This window comes from Leucobacter sp. BZR 635 (assembly GCF_048061935.2).
Lineage (GTDB): Bacteria > Actinomycetota > Actinomycetes > Actinomycetales > Microbacteriaceae > Leucobacter.
Map to the genome: position 1 here is coordinate 1 of NZ_JBLUNZ020000067.1, position 18,068 is coordinate 18,068.

The window sequence follows — 18,068 nt, forward strand, 5'->3', positions numbered from 1 at the left end:
TCGCGCTTCCTGGCCGCGTGCTTCCTGCGACATCTCGCGGGATTCTGTCTCGTTGTCCAATAGCATCCTCACGCTCGTTATTCGGACGACTCTACCGTGAGTCACCAAGAAGTGACAATGTGAATACGATAGTTTCAGTAATTTCTGAAACTAGTGATACTGTCTACTAAATCTCGACTCGAAGGTGAGCCAATGACGGACCGTATGCACCCCGCCCCCAATGGGTGGAACGAAACCCCGACCGACACGTACGCGTGGCTGAATCAGCCAGGAACCGACGTGGAGACGTGGATTGACACGGAGAACGCGAGAAGTCGCGCGCACATCGAAAGCATCGAAGGCTTCGCACAGATCCACGACGAGCTCGTCGAGATCCTCGGGGCAGAGCACCGCTCACTCCCCAAGGTCGCCGGCGGCCGAAGCTTCCAGCTGCGCAGAGGGCCCGGGGAAGAACAGCACTCCCTGTGGGTGAGCGACGAGGCCGGCGACCGCGTGCTCGTGGCCGCGAGCGAGTTGGCCACCGCGACGGACTCCATTGCGACGTTCTCGCCGACTCCCGACGGCACGAAAGTGGTCTGGACTGCCTCTACGGGCGGCGCGGACTGGCAGCTCGCCCGCATTCGTGACGTGGCCTCGGGGCGCGACCTCAGCGATGAGCTCACGGGAATGAAGTGGCCGGATCTCGCCTGGCTTGATGACGAGTCGTTCGCATATATGTCGTGGGCGATCCCGGTCGCTGGCGAAGAGCTCACCGCGCTGAACTCGGGCGCGACGATTCGCGTGCACACGATCGGGACCGATCAGGCGACTGATCCGGTGATCTACGAGCCCAGCGAGACCACCTGGGTGATTCCGACCGCATCGGCAGATGGCAAGTGGCTGCTGCTTGAGCAGATGAAGGGCATCGTGCCCGCCACCATTTTCCGCAAACCGCTCCCGCTTCGCGAAGCGGATGCCTGGGAGACGGTACTCGACGAGGAAGGCCCCGATTCGCTCGTGGGCGTGCACGAGGGCAGCACGCTTGTGCTCAGCTATCGCGGGCATTCCGCGGGACGCTTCCTCGCCATCGGCGCTTCGGATCCAGCCGCAGCAGGAGCCGCTGCGTCTCCCGAGCGGGTGCTCTACGAGTCGCCCGACAGCGAGCCCCTCTCCGATGCGTTCCAGCTCGGAGACCACGGCGTTGTCGTGGCGCATACGCTTGAGGGCAGCCGGATCACAGTGTTCGCGCTCGCCGATGGCAGCGTGACGCAGCGTGAGACCCTGCCGGCCGGATATGTGCTGCAGTCGATCCGGGCGGTCAACGACACGGCGCTCGCGGTCGACATTGAGGTGATCGGGGGCGAGCGAGAGGTCGCAATCGTTGCACTCTCCGATCTCTCAGAGCTGTCGGCCGGGACCGCGGCCCCGCTGCTCGTTGAAACCCACTGGGTGACGAGCGCCGACGGCACGCGGGTACCGATGCGCGTGGTCCGTCAGCACGGCGCCGTTCCTGAGCGGAGCGCACGGGTATTCCTATCCGTCTACGGCGGGTACGCTGTGCCGTTTCTCACGAACGGCTTCAGCTCGTGGCAGCTGGCCTGGGTCCGCTCTGGCGGAGTGCTGGCGTACGCTGGCGTTCGCGGCGGGGGAGAACTCGGTGAGGCCTGGCACCAGGCCGCGCGCCGTGAGCGCAAGCAGCAGGGCATCGAAGACCTCATCGCCTGCGCCGAATGGTTTGAGGCCTCGGGGTGGAGCGCGCCGCACAGCGTGGCCATCAACGGCATGTCGAACGGCGGCCTGATGACGGCGGCCGCACTCGTGCAGCGACCGGAGCTCTTCGGAGCAGTCGTCACCGAGGTTCCCGTCGCCGACATGCTGAACTTTCACCGCTACACCGCCGCGCACGGTTGGATTGCCGAGTACGGTGACCCGGATGTGCCAGCGGACCGGGAATTCCTGGCCGCGTATTCGCCGCTGCACAACGTGCATGCAGACCGGCAGTACGCCCCGACGCTCGTGCTGACCGCAGATATGGACGACCGCGTCCCGCCTGGCCCGCACGCCTACCCGCTCGCTGCCGCGCTTCGCGAGACGCGCGACGGCGACACACGCACCTACCTCAGCGTGACCCGCAACGCAGGCCACGCAACTGGCCGCTCGTTCAACGACACGGTCGCGGAGCGCTCGGCTGTTCTGGCGTTCGCCGCATGGGGGATCGCACACACCTCAACCACACCACATCACGGAAATGGAGCCGCATAGTGAAGTATGCAAAGACAGGCAGGCGCAGAGTAGCGTTTGCCGCAGGTGGCGCGGTGCTCGCGCTTTCCTTGCTCGCGGGCTGCTCGGTGCCTGGCACCGGCGGGGGATCAGGCAGCGATGGTGCCTCGAGTTTTAAGATCTCGATGTACGATCCGATCACCCTCCTCCCTGGGAACACCTGGGATTACAACCTCAGCAAGATGCTGTTCACGACACCGATGGAGCTCAACGCAGAGACCGGTGAACCGGAGCCCGCAGCAGCGAAGTCTGTGGAATCCGACGACCAGACAACGTGGACGGTTACGTTGCAGGAGGGATGGACCTTCCACAACGGCGAACCCGTGACCTCGGAGAGCTTCATCAACGCCTGGAATGCCGTCGCGCTCGGAAAGAACGCCTGGGTTCAGAACGGCAGCTTCAACAAGATCAAGGGCTACGACGACCTCAACCCAGCAGAGGGCGACCCGACAGCCACTGAGCTCTCCGGGCTCACAGCAGTGAGCGACACCGAGTTCACCGTGACACTCTCCGAGCCTTTCGGACTGTTCCCTTACCTGTTGACCTCGAACGCCTTTGCCCCGCTCCCGGACGCAGCATTCGACGACCTTGATGCCTTCGGGAAGAAGCCGATCGGCAACGGCCCGTACGCGATCGTGAACTCGTACGAACCGAACCAGGCCGTGGACGTCACCCGGTTTGAGGAATACCAGGGCAAAGCCGGCGCGAGCGACGAGATCACATTCGTTCCGTACCAGAGCCAGGACACCGCGTTCAATGACCTGCTCGCTGGCAACCTTGACGTTGTCTACCCGGTGCCGCCGGACCGCCTCTCCGAAGTTGACTCGCTTGTCGACGGTCGCACTGCGGTCTCGAAGATTCCGAACATCAACTACCTGGGGCTGCCGCTCTGGGACGAGCGCTACAGCGACGTGCGTGTGCGCAAGGCGCTCTCCAAGGCGATTGATCGCGATGCCTTCACCGAGAAAATCCTCAACGGAGCCGGGGCTCCCGCGACCTCGATCGCGCCCGACACCGTTGTCGGCGCGCAGGAGAACGTGTGTGAGGCCTGCACCTTCGACCCCGAAGGTGCGAAGCAGCTGCTCGAGGAAGCTGGCGGTTGGTCCGGCGAGATGGTGCTCTACGGCGACCAGTACGCGGGCCGCGACCAGGAGCTCCAGGCCATGGCGAACCAGTTCAAGAAGGTGCTCGGCATTGATGGCGTGACCTTCGAACTCAGCAGCTACGCGAAGCACTCGGAGATCGTCGATGCGAAGCAAGCGAAGGGGCCGTTCCAGCTCTACATGGGCGCCTACTACCCGCACATCTCCGATTTCCTTGGCCCGCTCGTCACGACCGACGGCTACGGAAACAAGAGTGGCTACAGCAACCCCGAGGTTGACGCGCTCATCGCCGAGGCCAACGGCCTCCCGATGGAGGAGGGACTGCCGCTCTTCGAAGAAGCAGAGCGTCTCCTGTGGGAGGACCAGCCGGTCATCCCGCTCTACTACGGCTACTACACAGCCGCCTGGTCGGACAACGTGCAGTCGATCCCCGTGGGCTTCAGCGGCCTCGGTGACCTGCGCGACGTGAAGGTTAACTAGGCGCGGAGCGATCCGCGGAGCTGGTGCCCGGTGCGCGGCATCGGGCACCAGCTCCCCTTTCGAGAGGAAACGATGGCCGGTTACATCGTCAAACGATTGCTCCAGGTGATCCCCGTGTTTTTCGGGACCACCTTCCTGATTTTTGTCGTGGTCTACGCCCTTCCCGGCGACCCGATCGCCGCCCTTGGCGGCGGAAAACAGCATCTCTCCGAGTCCGTCTACAACGAGCTTCGGCAGCGCTACAACCTCGACGATCCGCTGCTCGTGCAGTATGGAAAGTACATGTTCAACCTGTTCCAGGGGAACTTCGGCACGGACTTCCAGGGACACGAAGTCTCCGCGATCATCGCGCGGAATTGGCCGACAAGCATCATCCTCGGCGTCACAGCCTGGGCGATGCAGGTCGTCGTCGGCATCCCCCTCGGCGTGTGGGCCGCGCTGAACCGCGGCAAGTTCGCCGATCACCTGGTGGGGGTCGTGACCACCCTCGCCTTCGCTGTTCCCGTGTTCGTTATCGCTTACGTGGCGCAACTCCTCTTCGGGGTGCAGCTGAAATGGTTCCCCGTCGCTGGAGTATCGGCGGGGTGGCCGGTCGCATTCATTGTTCCTGCCGCGGCGCTCGCGATCATGGGCCTCGCGGCGACTGCCCGCCTGACGAGGTCGAGCCTCATCGAGAATCTCCAGTCGAACTACGTCCGCACCGCGATCTCGAAGGGGATGCCACAGCGGCGGATCATCATGAACCACGCGCTGCGCAACTCGCTCATCCCGGTCGTTACCTTCCTGGGCATCGAATTCGGAGGGCTCATGGGCGGCGCGATCATCATCGAAGGAATCTTCAACCTCCCTGGTCTTGGAAACCAGATCTTCCTCGCCATCGGCCAGCAGAACGGACCAACCGTGGTGGGCATCTCAACGCTGCTCGTCATCGTCTTCTTGGTCGTGAATCTCCTCGTCGACGTGCTCTACGCCTACCTTGACCCGAGGATCCGTCATGCCTAAACCAGTATCCGCGCCTCGCACCGAGGCAATCGTGACCGCGTCCAGGCGGAAGGCCCCCGCCTTCCTCGCGCACCTGCGCAGGCCGGGATTCATGATCCCCGCAGCGATCGTGCTGCTGTTTCTTGTGATCTCGCTCGTGCCAGCCCCCTTCGCCTCGATCTTCGGCAACGGGGACCCACGAGACTGCGATCTCGCGTTCTCCGGGATGGCACCGGAAGCGGGCCACCCGTTCGGCTTCGACGTGCAGGGATGCGACCTCTACGCGAACGTCATCTACGGGGCCCGCCCGTCAATCACCATCGCGATCCTGGTGACCGCAACCACCATGGCGATCGCCATCGTCCTGGGACTGCTCTCCGGCTTTTACGGTGGCTGGTTCGACAACGTCCTCGGCCGCATCACCGACGTGTTCTACGGCTTCCCGTTCATGGTCGCGGCAATCGTGATCCTCACCGCGATCGGCGTGCGCAACATCCTCACCGTGTGTATCACCCTCGCGATCTTCTCCTGGCCCACGCAAACCCGCGTCATGCGCTCGACGGTCATGAGCGTCAAGAACATGGAATACGTTCGGGCCGCCCGTGCCCTCGGAGCATCGAACGGCCGCCTCATGCGGAAGCACATCTTCCCGAACGCCGTGCAGCCCGTGATCGTGCTGAGCAGCCTGAGCGTCGGCGGCATCATCGCTGGCGAAGCCGGACTCACCTACCTGGGCGTCGGGCTGCAGGCCCCCGCGATTTCCTGGGGGCTCCAACTGAACACCGCCCAAAGCTACTTCAACTCGCACCCGCACCTGCTGCTATTTCCCTCCCTATTCCTGTGCGTGACGGTGCTGGCCTTCGTGGTCCTCGGCGACACCGTCCGCGACATGCTCGACCCGAAGGTTCGCTCATGACCACACCACTTCTCACCATCGACCGCTTGAGCGTGAGCTTCGGGCGCGAGGATCAGGAACCGATCCCTGCGGTGCGCGAGGTCTCGTTCACCGTCGGAAAGGGCGAGTGCGTCGTCGTGCTGGGCGAGTCAGGATCCGGCAAGTCCGTAACGGCCCAATCGATCCTCGGCCTCCACGACCCGGAGAGCACGACGATTCGCGCGGAAGGCCTCGAACTCGACGGTGAGAACCTGCTCATCGGTGATCTCAACCGCATCCGCGGCGACAGAATCGCGATGGTCTTCCAAGACGCGCTGTCAGCCCTCAACCCGGTCCACCGGGTCGGACAACAGATCGCCGAGGCACTGATCGTGCACCGGGGAATGCGCAAGAAAGAGGCGAACGCGCGGGCCGTTGAGCTCATGCGCGCCATGCAGATCCCCGACCCGGAACGCCGCGCGAGAAACTACCCGCACCAGCTCTCCGGCGGCATGCGGCAGCGAATCATGATTGCGATGGCGCTCGCGCTCGAACCCGAGCTGCTCATCGCCGATGAACCAACCACGGCGCTCGACGTGACCGTGCAGCTGCAGATTCTCCAGCTGCTGCGTGACATGTGCGCCGAGCGGGGCATGTCCCTGCTGATGATCACCCACGACGTCGGAGTTGCTGCCGAGATGGCCGATCGCATCGTCGTGATGTACGCGGGCAAGATCGTGGAGGTCGGCACGGTGCACGAGATCCTCAAACACCCGAAACACCCCTACACCCGCGGGCTCCTGGGCTCGGTTCCACGGCTCGACCTCACTTCGCTTCCCACGCCGATACCCGGTGGGCTCCCCGATCCCCGGCGGCTGCCCGAGGGCTGCGTGTTCGCGCCCCGCTGCCCGATCGCCACGTCGCTCTGCGCGACGACGCAACCCACGACCCAGCAGGGCGCGACCGGGCGGGAACTCGCCTGCCACCTGGAAGATGTAGACGGAACGAAAGGCGCAGCGTGACCACAGCAGCATTGTTCACAGGCACGAACCTCACGAAGCACTTCGAGGTGAAGCGCAGCGGCGGTGAGAAGCGGGGCAAAGCCCTCGTGCGGGCTGTCGATGGCGTTGATATTTCGATCCGACCGGGGGAGTGCCTCGCGCTCGTCGGCGAGTCCGGCTGCGGTAAGAGCGCCCTCGCCGCGCTCGTGAGCCATCTCGACACCGCCACGGCGGGGGAGGTGCGCTTCAACGGAGAGCCGGTCGCGAAGGATCGCCGATCGCGCCTGCAGTTCAGGCGTGACGTCCAGATTGTGCTTCAGGATCCCTTCGCATCACTGAACCCGCGCATGACCATCGAAGCGATTCTGCGGGAGCCGTTTGAGATCCACAGCGACCTGCTCCCGCGTGAGGCCTGGCGCGCCCGCGCGATCGAGCTGCTCGAACTTGTCGGACTGGGCGCGGAGCAACTCGAACGCTACCCGCACGAGTTCTCCGGCGGGCAGCGGCAGCGCATCAGCATCGCGCGTGCGCTCGCCGTCGAGCCGCGGGTGCTCGTGCTCGACGAGCCGCTCTCCGCGCTCGACGTCTCAGTCCAAGCGCAGATCGTGACGCTGCTCAAGGATCTGCAGGCCAGGCTCGGCCTCGCCTACCTGTTCATCTCGCACGACCTCGCGGTGGTGCGCAGCATGGCCGACCGGGTAGCGGTGATGTACCTCGGGCGGATCGTCGAGGAGGGGCCGACGGAGCGGGTCTACAGCGCGCCGACCCACCCCTACACGCGTGCGCTGCTCTCGTCGTCGCCGATTCCCGACCCTGACCGGCGGGAGAACTCAGGGCGGATCCTGCTCACCGGCGAGGTGCCGAGCCCGATCGACCCACCCTCCGGCTGCCCGTTCCGTACGCGGTGCTGGCGAGCGGTCGAAGCGTGCGCGCAGAACCGACCCCAACTTGAGGTGAGCGGCCTGCGTGACCCCGCGCATCGGGTGGCGTGTTTTCGAGCCGACGAACGAGACGAGGTGCATCCGAAGTGAGCCCACTCGCCCCAGCATGACGCAGCGATTTCGCTCGAACCGGGTGCGTTCTCAGTCCGGGGAGCCTCATATACCCCAGACTAGGAGAGCACATCGAACGACTTTCCGACTCAAGAACAGGCCCACAGTGAAACTCTCCCGCGTACTCCTCCCTTCTGCGATCGTCGGCGCGCTGCTGCTGACCGGTTGCACCACTGGCGGCGGCACCACTCAGGACGCCTCCGGCGCTGACTGCCTCGCCTCCGGCGCAGCAAGCGATGCAATCGCGGTGAAGGGAGACGTCGGCGTCGACCTCGAACTCACCAACAAGCTGCCGCTCAAGGCTGACAAGCTCGAGCGCACCGTGCTCACCGAGGGCAAGGGCAAGGTCATCGAAGACGGCCAGACCGTCGACGTCGCACTGTCGCTGTTCAACGGCAAGAGTGGTGAACCGCTGCAGCAGCAGCCAACCGCCCCGATGGCCTACGCGAAGGGCACGATGCTCGACTGGGCCAATGAGGCATTCCGCTGCGCGGTACCAGGCCAGCAGGTTGCGCTCACCGCGTCGTTCAACGAGATGTACGACGGCGTCGAGCCCGAGCAGATGTCCGTCGCCGATATGACTAAGGAAGACGCGGTCGTCGTCGTCATGGAGTTCGGCGAGATCTCGAAGACTCAGGCAGAGCCGGGAACGCTCGAGCCGGGTGACCTGCTCAAGAAGGCCGAGGGCAAGGAGCAGGCCGCTCCCAAGGACTTCCCGGCCGTGAAGCTTGACGCCGACGGCAAGCCTGAGATCACGATGCCCGAGGGCGTCGAGGCACCGACCGAGCTTTCGGTCGCGACGCTCATCGAGGGCGACGGCGCTGTCGTCGAGCCCGGAGACCGTGTGTACGTGCACTACCGTGGCGTGATCTGGCGCACCGGCGAGGAGTTCGACTCGAGCTGGAAGCGTGGCGCGCCGGTGCCCTTCCGCACGAATGAAGTGATTCCCGGGTTCACGAAGGCGCTCGAGGGGCAGAAGGTTGGCTCACAGGTCATCTCGGTTGTGCCCGCCGAAGACGGTGGATACGGAGCACTCAAGCTTGAGGAAATGGGCCACAAGCCAGACGACGTGATGGTGTTCGTGCTCGACATCCTCGGAGCGGTCAGCCCCGAGTAGTCGTTCGCGGCAGAACACCCAGCGCGCCTCATGCACAATAGATGCATGAGGCGCGTTGTCATTTTGGGGTCCACCGGTTCGATCGGCGAGCAGGCGCTCGATGTTGTGCGGCGGCACCCCGACAGGTTTGAGATCGTCGGGCTGGTGACCGGCTCGAACGCGGCGAGGATGGCAGAGCAGGCCGCCGAGTTTGGGGTCGAGCACACGGGGCTCGGCGTCGACGCGGCCGTGCAGATTGTGCGCGACGTCGAGGCCGATGTCGTGCTCAACGGCATCACCGGCTCCGTGGGGCTCGCGCCCACGATCGCCGCGCTCGAGGCGGGCCGCACCCTCGCGCTCGCAAATAAGGAGTCGCTCATCGTCGGCGGCGACCTCGTGAAACGCCTCGCGGCCCCGGGACAGATCGTGCCCGTCGACTCGGAGCACTCGGCGATCGCCCAGGCGCTTCGATCCGGGACGCACGAGGAGGTACGCAGGCTCGTGCTCACCGCCTCGGGCGGGCCCTTCCGCGGCCGCACACGTGCCGAGCTCGCGAACGTGACCCCCGCCGAGGCGCTCGCGCACCCGACGTGGGACATGGGCCGCGTCGTCACGACGAACTCCGCAACCCTCGTGAACAAGGGGCTCGAGGTGATCGAGGCACACCTCCTCTTCGACATCGCCTATGCGCACATCGACGTGGTCGTGCACCCGCAGTCCATCGTGCATTCGATGGTCGAGTTCATCGACGGATCCACCATCGCGCAGGCATCGCCGCCAGACATGCGCTTGCCGATCGCGCTCGGCCTCACCTGGCCTGAGCGACTCTCGAACATCGGCGAGCCCATCGACTGGACGCGGGCGGCGACCTGGGAGTTTGAGCCCGTAGACAACGACGCGTTCCCCGCGCTCAACCTCGCGAAGCAGGTCGGTGAGGCCCGCGGAACGTACCCGGCCGTGTTCAACGCCGCGAACGAGGAGGCGGTCGACGCCTTCCACGACGGCAAGATCCCGTTCACCGGCATCGTCGATGCCGTGAGCGAGGTCGTCGAGCGGCACGACGCGCCAGGCTCGCTCACGCTCGAGACGCTCGCCGCGGCTGAGGCCTGGGCGCGCGCGGAGGCGCACGCGGTCTTCGCCGTCTGAGGCGCTCCCGCGCTGCGGGTTCCCGGCTGCACCCTCTGGAGTGCTCTGCCGCGCCCGCACACCTCCCACCCCCGATTAATCTATTCCGACCCCAAATCGCCCCACGCAGGGCTCGGAATAGAAAACTCGGGGAGGAGGAGGGGCGGTCAAGCCACGCGCCGACCGCAGGAAGCCAGCGAACCCCCACCTCAGCCGAGGCCGTCTAGGGTAGACTCTCCCCGTAACAACTGAACACGCCGCTTAGGCATTGCGGGAGAGACCGAGCTCGACTCGGCGCCGTAGGAGCAAACCCTCCCCGGGAAACTCTCAGGCACCCGTACCGCAACGCGTAGGCAACTCTGAAAAGCAGCGAGCTTGCTCGCTCACCGAAGGTGCAAGGGCGCAGTGATGGTTATTCACTCGCGCTCGAATCTCTCAGGTCACGGTACAGAGCGGGGAGGATCTTTAGCTGGTCGCGTGCGACCCCGACATCGGAGATCCTCTTTTGACATCATCAGCTCTTTCCGTACCCTTCGCGAATCGCCATATCGGCATCGCGTCTGACGCCGACCAGCGCGTCATGCTCGACGAGCTCGGCTTTGACAGCCGCGCTTCCCTCGTCGACGCAGCCGTTCCCGCCGCGATTCGCTCGGCAGACGGTCTCGACCTCCCCGAGGCACTCAGCGAGGAGGGCGTGCTCGCCGAGCTCCGCAGCCTCGCCTCGAAGAACGTCGTGAAGACCCAGCTCATCGGCCAGGGCTTCTACGGCACGCACACGCCGCCGGTGATCCGCCGCAACGTCCTCGAGAGCCCCTCCTGGTACACGGCCTACACGCCGTACCAGCCCGAGATTTCGCAGGGCCGCCTCGAGGCGCTCCTGAACTTCCAGACGATGGTCGCAGACCTCACGGGCCTGCCCGTCGCGAACGCGTCGATGCTCGACGAGGCGTCGTCGGCCGCCGAGGCCGTGCTGCTCATGCGCCGCGCGAACAAGAAGAAGGCCGACGCGAAGACCGTCATCGACGAGAACCTCTTCCCGCAGACGATCGCTGTGATCCAGGGCCGCGCCGAGGCGCTCGGCTTCGAGGTCGAGATCGCGGATCTCTCCGAGGGTCTGCCCGACGGGGAGATCTCGGGCATCGTGCTCCAGCAGCCGGGTAACGACGGGGCAGTGGTGGATCACACCGCGGTCATCGCCGCCGCCAAGGAACGCGGCGCGATGGTCACCGTCGCAGCGGATCTCCTCGCGCTCACCCTCATCACCTCGCCCGGCGAGCAGGGCGCGGACATCGCGGTCGGCAACACGCAGCGCTTCGGCGTTCCGCTCTTTTTCGGCGGCCCGCACGCCGCGTTCCTCGCCGTGCGCGAGGGCCTCGAGCGCTCGCTTCCCGGCCGCCTCGTTGGTGTCTCGAAGGACGCCGAGGGCCGCACCGCCTACCGCCTCGCGCTGCAGACCCGCGAGCAGCACATCCGTCGCGAGAAGGCCACGAGCAACATTTGTACCGCGCAGGCGCTGCTCGCGATCACGGCGTCGATGTACGCCGTCTACCACGGCCCGGACGGGCTGAAGCAGATCGCTGAGCGCACCCACGCGCACACCCGGTCGCTCGCGGCAGCCCTCACGGGTGCCGGCGTCGAGCTCGCGCGCGACGTGTTCTTCGACACGCTCTGGGCGCGCGTGCCGGGCAAGGCGGCGCAGACCGTCGCGGCTGCTGCCGAGGCTGGCCTGAACTTCCGCCAGGTCGACGCAGACACCGTCGGCATCTCGTTCGACGAGACCACGACCGCGGCAACCGTCGCCGCGGTTGCGGGCGTCTTCGGCGCGCAGGCCCCCGAGGCCGTCGCCGCTGGCAACTACGCGTTCTCGGGCGCGCTCGTGCGCGAGAGCGAGTACATGACGCACCCGATCTTCCACTCGGTGCGCTCGGAGACGCAGATGCTCCGCTACCTCCGCCGCCTCGCAGACCGCGACCTCGCGCTTGACCGCACGATGATCCCGCTCGGCTCGTGCACCATGAAGCTCAACTCGACCGCCGAGATGGAGTCGATCTCGTGGCCCGAGTTCGCCGGGATCCACCCGTACGTTCCCGCCGAGCAGAGCCAGGGCTGGCGCGAGCTCATCGGCCGCCTCGAGAACTGGCTGCTCGAGATCACCGGCTACGCTGGCATCTCGCTGCAGCCGAACGCCGGCTCGCAGGGCGAATACGCGGGCCTGCTCGCGATCCGCAGCTACCACCTTGCGAACGGTGACACCGAGCGCGACATCTGCCTCATCCCCGAGTCCGCGCACGGCACGAACGCCGCGTCTGCGGTGCTCGCGGGCATGCGCGTCGTCATCGTGAAGAACACCGAGTCGGGCGCGATCGACATGGTTGATCTCGACGCGAAGATCGAGAAGCACGCGGCTGCGCTCTCGGCGATCATGATCACCTACCCGTCGACCTACGGCGTGTACGACGCCGACGTGCGCGACGTCTGCGATCGCGTGCACGTCGCTGGCGGCCAGGTCTACATCGACGGCGCAAACATGAACGCGCTCGTCGGCCTCGGCAAGCCCGGCGAGTTCGGCGGCGACGTGTCGCACCTGAACCTGCACAAGACGTTCGCGATCCCGCACGGTGGTGGCGGCCCCGGTGTCGGCCCCGTCGCGGTCGCCGAGCACCTCAAAGCGTACCTCCCGGGCAACCCGACCGGCACGACGACCGACGGCATCCAGACCACCGACGGCATCCCGGTCGCGGCGACGCTGTTCGGATCGGCTGGCGTGCTCCCCATCTCCTACGCCTACGTCGCGATGATGGGCGGCGACGGCCTCACCCGCGCGACCGAGTCGGCGCTGCTGTCGGCGAACTACATCGCGAAGCGCCTCCGCGAGCACTTCCCGGTGCTGTTCACGGGCGAGACCGGCCTCGTCGCGCACGAGTGCATCCTCGACCTGCGCGACCTCACCGCGAAGTCGGGCGTCACCGCCGAGGACGTCGCGAAGCGCCTCATCGACTTCGGCTTCCACGCCCCGACCCTCGCGTTCCCGGTTCCGGGCACGCTCATGGTCGAGCCGACCGAGTCGGAGGATCTCGTCGAAATCGAGCGTTTCATCGAGGCGATGATCCAGATTCGCGCCGAGATCGAAGAGGTTATCGCGGGCTCTGTCGCGATCGAGGCGTCGGTGCTGCGGAACTCGCCGCACCCCGCTGCGGTCGTCGTGAGCGACAGCTGGGATCGGGCGTACACGCGCGAGCAGGCCGCGTTCCCGAGCGAGCGGCTGCGCGTCGACAAGTACTTCCCGCCGGTGAGCCGCATTGACGGCGCATTCGGAGACCGCAACCTGGTCTGCTCCTGCCCGCCCATCGAAGCCTACGAGGACTAATCATGACTGCGAACACTCCACTGCACACCGCGCTCCACGCCGAGCATGAGAAGCTGGGCGCCTCGTTCACCGACTTCGGTGGTTGGGACATGCCCCTGAAGTACGGCAGCGAGCTCGCCGAGCACCGCGCCGTCCGCGAGGCCGCAGGTCTCTTCGACCTGTCGCACATGGGCGAGGTGTGGATCTCGGGCGCTGACGCTGCCCGTTTCCTGAACACCGCGCTCGTCGGCAACTTCGCGGTCACCGCGGTCGGCAAGGCAAAGTACTCGCTGCTCTGCAACGCTGACGGCGGCATCGTCGATGACCTCATCGTCTACCGAGTCGCCGACACCCGCTACCTCGTGGTGCCGAACGCGGGCAACGCGCCGGTCGTCGCCAAACTCCTCACCGAGCGCTCGGCGGGCTTCGACGTCGAGGTGCACGACGCCTCGGCCGAGACCGGGCTCATCGCCGTGCAGGGGCCGAACTCCGAGGCGATCGTGCGCGCGGTGGTCGCGGACGATTCCGAGCGCCAGGCGGTTGTGGATCTCGCCTACTACGCATGGACACAGGTCACAGTTGGCGGCATCGACGTGCTGCTCGCCCGCACCGGCTACACGGGCGAGGACGGCTTCGAACTCTACATTCCGGCCGAGCGCTCGCCCGAGCTCTGGCAGCTGCTGCTCGCCGCGGGCGAGGGCCACGGCCTCGTACCCTGCGGTCTCGCGGCGCGCGACTCGCTCCGCCTCGAGGCGGGCATGCCGCTGTACGGCAACGAGCTCGGCGTGCACACGACCCCCTACGACGCGAACCTCGGCGGCGTGGTCTCCTTCAAGAAGGAGGAGGACTTCGTCGGTCGCGCAGCGCTCGAGGCCGCGAAGGCCGCTGGTCCCCGTCGCGTGCTCGTCGGTCTCAAGGGCCTCGGTCGCCGCGCAGGGCGCGGCGGCTACGCCGTCTTCGCGCAGACCGACGGTGTCACCGACGAAGCTCCGCGCGAGATCGGCGTGATCACGAGCGGTCAGCCGAGCCCGACGCTCGGCTACCCGATCGCGCTTGCGCAGCTCGACACCGACTACGCCGAGGTCGGCACCGTTGTCGACGTCGACCTGCGCGGCAAGCGCGAGGCCTTCGAGGTCATCGCACTCCCGTTCTACAAGCGAAACGCGTAACGCCGCCCAGGCGCACGCACCCACCCCCACAAGAAAGACAAGAAACATCATGAGCCAGGTACACGCCGGATTCCGCTACTCCGTAGAGCACGAGTGGATCGACGAGAACAGCCCCGCGACCGTTGGCGTCAGCCAGGTCGCAGCCGACGCGCTCGGCGACGTCGTCTACATCGAGCTGCCCGAGGTCGGCCAGACCCTCACCGCAGGCGAGGTCTGCGGTGAGATCGAGTCGACGAAGTCGGTCTCCGACCTCTACACCCCGGTCTCGGGAGAGGTCGTCGAGATCAACGACGCCGTTGTCGCCGACCCTGCGCTCGTGAACAGCGACCCCTACGGAGCAGCATGGCTGTTCAAGGTCGCCGTCACCGAGTTCGGCCCGCTGCTGTCGGCTGAGGAATACGCCGCAGCAAACGACGTAACCGTCTAACTCACCCACACGAAAGGCAGGCCGCAACGTGGCGATCAGCGTATTCGACCTCTTCACCGTAGGGATCGGGCCATCGAGCTCGCACACGGTGGGGCCGATGCGTGCGAGCCACGCCTTCGCGGCGGGGCTCGTGAACCACGGCCTGCTTGACCGTGTCGCCGGGCTGCGGGTGGACCTCTTCGGGTCCCTCGCAGCCACCGGCCACGGCCACGGCACCTTCACCGCTGTGCTGCTCGGGCTCGAGGGATTCGATCCCGAAACCGTGCTGCCGAGCGAGGTCGATGCGGCGCTCGCGCGCATCGAGGAGACCGGCGAGCTGCGCGTCGGAGCTGAGCTCTCCGACCTGCACGGCGCGGCCCCCGCAATCGTGAAGTTCGGCGTCGCCGACATGGTGCTCCGGCCGCTCACGGTGCTCGAAACGCACACGAATGGCATGCGCTTCGCGGCGGTCGACGCGGCGGGCGAGACGCTCGAAGAACAGACCTACTATTCCGTTGGCGGCGGCTTCATCGTGCGCGAGGGGGCCGAGGAGAAGATCCTTGACCGGCTTGAGCAGCAGCTCGCCGATCAGCCCTACCCGTTCACGACCGGAGCCGAGCTCCTCGTGCACGCCGAGTCGAGCGGACTGAGCATCGCAGGCGTGATGCTCGCCAACGAGCTCGCCACCCGCGATGAGGCGAGCGTGAGGTCCGGCCTCGCCCACATCTGGGACGTCATGGAGGAGTGCAAGAACTCCGCCCTCACCCGCACCGGCGTGCTGCCGGGCGGGCTGAACGTGCGGCGCCGCGCGCCCGAGTGGCACCGCAAGCTCACCGAGCAGGATCCGCACCGCGACCCCGTCTTCTGGCAGGAGTGGGTGAACCTCGTGGCCCTCGCCGTCAACGAGGAGAACGCGTCGGGCGGTCGCGTCGTCACCGCCCCCACGAACGGGGCGGCCGGCATCATCCCCGCCGTGCTCTTCTACGCGACGCACTACGCGCAGATCCCCGAGCTCGGCACCGCCCGGCAGCCGGGCCTCGGCGGGGGAGCCGCAGCCCCGCGCGCGGTCTCGCTGAGCCCGGAGCAGAAGCAGCGCGTCGTCGTCGACTTCCTGCTCGCGGCAGCAGCCGTCGGAGTGCTCTATAAGGAGCAGGCCTCGATCTCGGGTGCCGAGGTTGGTTGCCAGGGCGAGGTGGGATCCGCGTCCTCGATGGCGGCCGCCGGGCTCGCACAGATCCTCGGCGGTACCCCGCAGCAGGTCGAGAACGCCGCGGAGATCGCGATGGAGCACAACCTCGGGCTGACCTGCGACCCGATCGGCGGGCTCGTGCAGATCCCCTGCATCGAGCGCAACGCGATCGCGGCATCGAAGGCGATCAACGCCGCGAAGATGGCGCTCATGGGTGACGGGGCGCACCACGTCACGCTCGACGAGGTCATCATCACGATGCGCGAGACCGGCAAGGACATGAGCGACAAGTACAAGGAGACCGCGCGCGGCGGGCTCGCCGTCAACGTCATCGAGTGCTGAGGCGGGCGGGCGCACTGTCGCGCCAAGTATCGCGCGGCGGATCGCATCGGACGGCGGATCGCATCGGGCGCTGTCGCGCATCGGGCGCTGAGGGCCGAAACACAGCGTTCGCCGGTACGCTGATCCGGTGACTTCCGTCTTGCTCTACGCCCTCGGCATCCTCATCGTCGTGCTCCTGCTCGGCATCTCGATCGCGCTGCACGAAATCGGGCACCTCGTGCCGGCGAAGCTGTTCGGCGTGAAAGTGACGCAGTACATGATCGGCTTCGGCAGGACGATCTGGTCGCGCAAAAAGGGCGACACCGAGTACGGCGTGAAGCTGCTGCCGCTCGGCGGCTACGTCGCGATGATCGGCATGTATCCGCCCGCGAAGCCGGGGGAGGCTCCGCGCGAATCGACGACCGGGTTCTTGAACTCCGTCGTCGATGAGGCACCGGTGAAGACGAAGAGCCGGGGCGTCGAGGGAATCGTCGACGAGATCACTCGCGTCGGCGACGTGCAGGCTGCGGGCAACGACGCGTTGCCCGAGGGGCGCGGGCCAGCAGCAGCCGACGACGACGTCGACGAGATCGAGTACCGCCGCGGGCTCGCGGGCTGGGTCGACGAGGCGCGCGACGCGAGCGCAGAGACGATCCCCGAGGGGGAAGATCACCGCACCTTCTACCGGCTTCCCGTCTGGAAGAAGATCATCGTCATGGCGGGCGGGCCGCTCATGAACTTGCTGCTCGCGTTCCTGTTCTTCGGGATCGTGATCTCTGGCTTCGGCATCGCCCAGACGAGCACGACGCTCGGGCACGTCAACGAATGCCTCGTGCCCGCCGGCAGCACGCAGACCGAGTGCGGCACCGATGACCCGGCAGCCCCCGCTGCTGCTGCTGGCCTCCGCCCCGGCGACAAGCTGCTCGCCGTTGACGGCACGCCGATCGAGAGCTGGGAGCAGTTCCGTGGCGTCGTTGCGGCCTCCCCCGGGGCGGCGTTGTCGGTCGATTTCGAGCGTGCGGGTACCACCGAGACTGTCACGCTGACCCCCGAACCGAACGAGGCCGTCGTCGTCGACACAGACGGGAAGGCCGTGCTCAATGAGGACGGCACCCCGAAGACCGCGACCGTTGGAATGATCGGCGCGATCGCCGGCACGGAGATCGTGCAGCAGCCGCTCACCGCGATCCCCGCCTTTGTCGGTGAAAACGTGAAAAACGTCGCCGGTGTGATCGTGAAGCTCCCGGCGCGCATGGTCGACGTCTGGAATGCCGCGTTCGGTACTGAGGAGCGCGATCCCAACGGCCCCATGGGAGTCGTTGGCGTCGGCAGGCTCGCGGGCGAGGTCGCGAGCATGGAGGAGATGCCGTTCTCGGCTCGGGCACAGTTCCTGTTCAGCCTCGCGGGCTCACTCAACGTCGCGCTGTTCGTGTTCAACCTCGTGCCGCTCATGCCGCTCGACGGCGGGCACATCGCGGGAGCGATCTATGAGGCGATCAAGCGCGGCTGGGCGAAGCTGCGGCGCAAGCCGGATCCCGGTCCGGTCGACACCGCGAAGATGGTGCCGATCACGTTCGTCGTCGTCATCGCTCTGGGGGCGATGAGTTTGCTGCTGATGTACGCAGATATTGTGAAGCCTGTCGCGCTATTCGGCTAACGCACGGCT

General features: G+C 66.4%; 13 protein-coding genes and 1 riboswitch. All 13 genes read left to right on the plus strand.

Annotated features, from left to right (window positions below; translation table 11 throughout):
• Nucleotides 1-192: 192 nt before the first annotated feature.
• The 13 genes from ACI1US_RS13095 (at nt 193) to ACI1US_RS13155 (ending at nt 18,059) form a co-directional block, all read left to right on the plus strand.
• On the plus strand, nt 193-2,241 hold the full coding sequence (locus ACI1US_RS13095; protein ID WP_461640867.1) for a prolyl oligopeptidase family serine peptidase: 2,049 nt from the start codon (nt 193-195) through the stop codon (nt 2,239-2,241).
• A complete protein-coding gene (locus ACI1US_RS13100; protein ID WP_461640868.1) occupies nt 2,241-3,842 on the plus strand; it encodes a peptide ABC transporter substrate-binding protein in 1,602 nt (533 codons plus the stop codon). Before ACI1US_RS13095 ends, ACI1US_RS13100 begins: the two co-directional genes overlap by 1 nt.
• Nucleotides 3,843-3,914: 72 nt before the next feature.
• Nucleotides 3,915-4,844 carry an ABC transporter permease gene (locus tag ACI1US_RS13105; RefSeq protein ID WP_461640869.1) on the plus strand — a complete coding sequence of 310 codons (930 nt, stop codon included), beginning with the start codon at nt 3,915-3,917 and terminating at the stop codon, nt 4,842-4,844.
• A complete protein-coding gene (locus tag ACI1US_RS13110; protein WP_461640870.1) occupies nt 4,837-5,739 on the plus strand; it encodes an ABC transporter permease in 903 nt (300 codons plus the stop codon). The genes ACI1US_RS13105 and ACI1US_RS13110 overlap by 8 nt, the downstream gene beginning before the upstream one ends.
• Complete coding sequence (locus tag ACI1US_RS13115; protein WP_461640871.1) at nt 5,736-6,719, plus strand: ABC transporter ATP-binding protein; 984 nt, start codon at nt 5,736-5,738, stop codon at nt 6,717-6,719. The genes ACI1US_RS13110 and ACI1US_RS13115 overlap by 4 nt, the downstream gene beginning before the upstream one ends.
• Nucleotides 6,716-7,729, plus strand: coding sequence for an ABC transporter ATP-binding protein (locus ACI1US_RS13120; protein ID WP_461640872.1), 1,014 nt, complete (start codon nt 6,716-6,718; stop codon nt 7,727-7,729). The genes ACI1US_RS13115 and ACI1US_RS13120 overlap by 4 nt, the downstream gene beginning before the upstream one ends.
• A gap of 127 nt (nt 7,730-7,856) precedes the next feature.
• The gene (locus ACI1US_RS13125) at nt 7,857-8,867 is read left to right on the plus strand and encodes an FKBP-type peptidyl-prolyl cis-trans isomerase (protein ID WP_461640873.1); all 1,011 of its coding nucleotides are present in this window, start codon (nt 7,857-7,859) and stop codon (nt 8,865-8,867) included.
• Between the two features lie 45 nt (nt 8,868-8,912).
• On the plus strand, nt 8,913-9,992 hold the full coding sequence (dxr, locus tag ACI1US_RS13130) for a 1-deoxy-D-xylulose-5-phosphate reductoisomerase (protein ID WP_461640874.1): 1,080 nt from the start codon (nt 8,913-8,915) through the stop codon (nt 9,990-9,992).
• A gap of 240 nt (nt 9,993-10,232) precedes the next feature.
• Nucleotides 10,233-10,324, plus strand: a riboswitch (glycine riboswitch).
• A gap of 152 nt (nt 10,325-10,476) precedes the next feature.
• Nucleotides 10,477-13,338, plus strand: a complete 2,862-nt coding sequence (gcvP, locus tag ACI1US_RS13135) for an aminomethyl-transferring glycine dehydrogenase (RefSeq protein ID WP_416550247.1) — start codon at nt 10,477-10,479, stop codon at nt 13,336-13,338.
• Between the two features lie 2 nt (nt 13,339-13,340).
• Nucleotides 13,341-14,486: a glycine cleavage system aminomethyltransferase GcvT gene (gene gcvT / locus ACI1US_RS13140; RefSeq protein ID WP_416550246.1), complete on the plus strand. Its 1,146-nt coding sequence runs from the start codon at nt 13,341-13,343 to the stop codon at nt 14,484-14,486.
• Nucleotides 14,487-14,535: 49 nt separating this feature from the next.
• Nucleotides 14,536-14,913 carry a glycine cleavage system protein GcvH gene (gcvH, locus tag ACI1US_RS13145; protein ID WP_416550245.1) on the plus strand — a complete coding sequence of 126 codons (378 nt, stop codon included), beginning with the start codon at nt 14,536-14,538 and terminating at the stop codon, nt 14,911-14,913.
• A gap of 28 nt (nt 14,914-14,941) precedes the next feature.
• Nucleotides 14,942-16,423 (plus strand): L-serine ammonia-lyase, encoded by a 1,482-nt coding sequence (locus ACI1US_RS13150; RefSeq protein WP_416550244.1) that lies wholly within the window; start codon nt 14,942-14,944, stop codon nt 16,421-16,423.
• 127 nt (nt 16,424-16,550) lie between these two features.
• Nucleotides 16,551-18,059 (plus strand): M50 family metallopeptidase, encoded by a 1,509-nt coding sequence (locus ACI1US_RS13155; protein WP_461640875.1) that lies wholly within the window; start codon nt 16,551-16,553, stop codon nt 18,057-18,059.
• Nucleotides 18,060-18,068 lie beyond the last annotated feature (9 nt).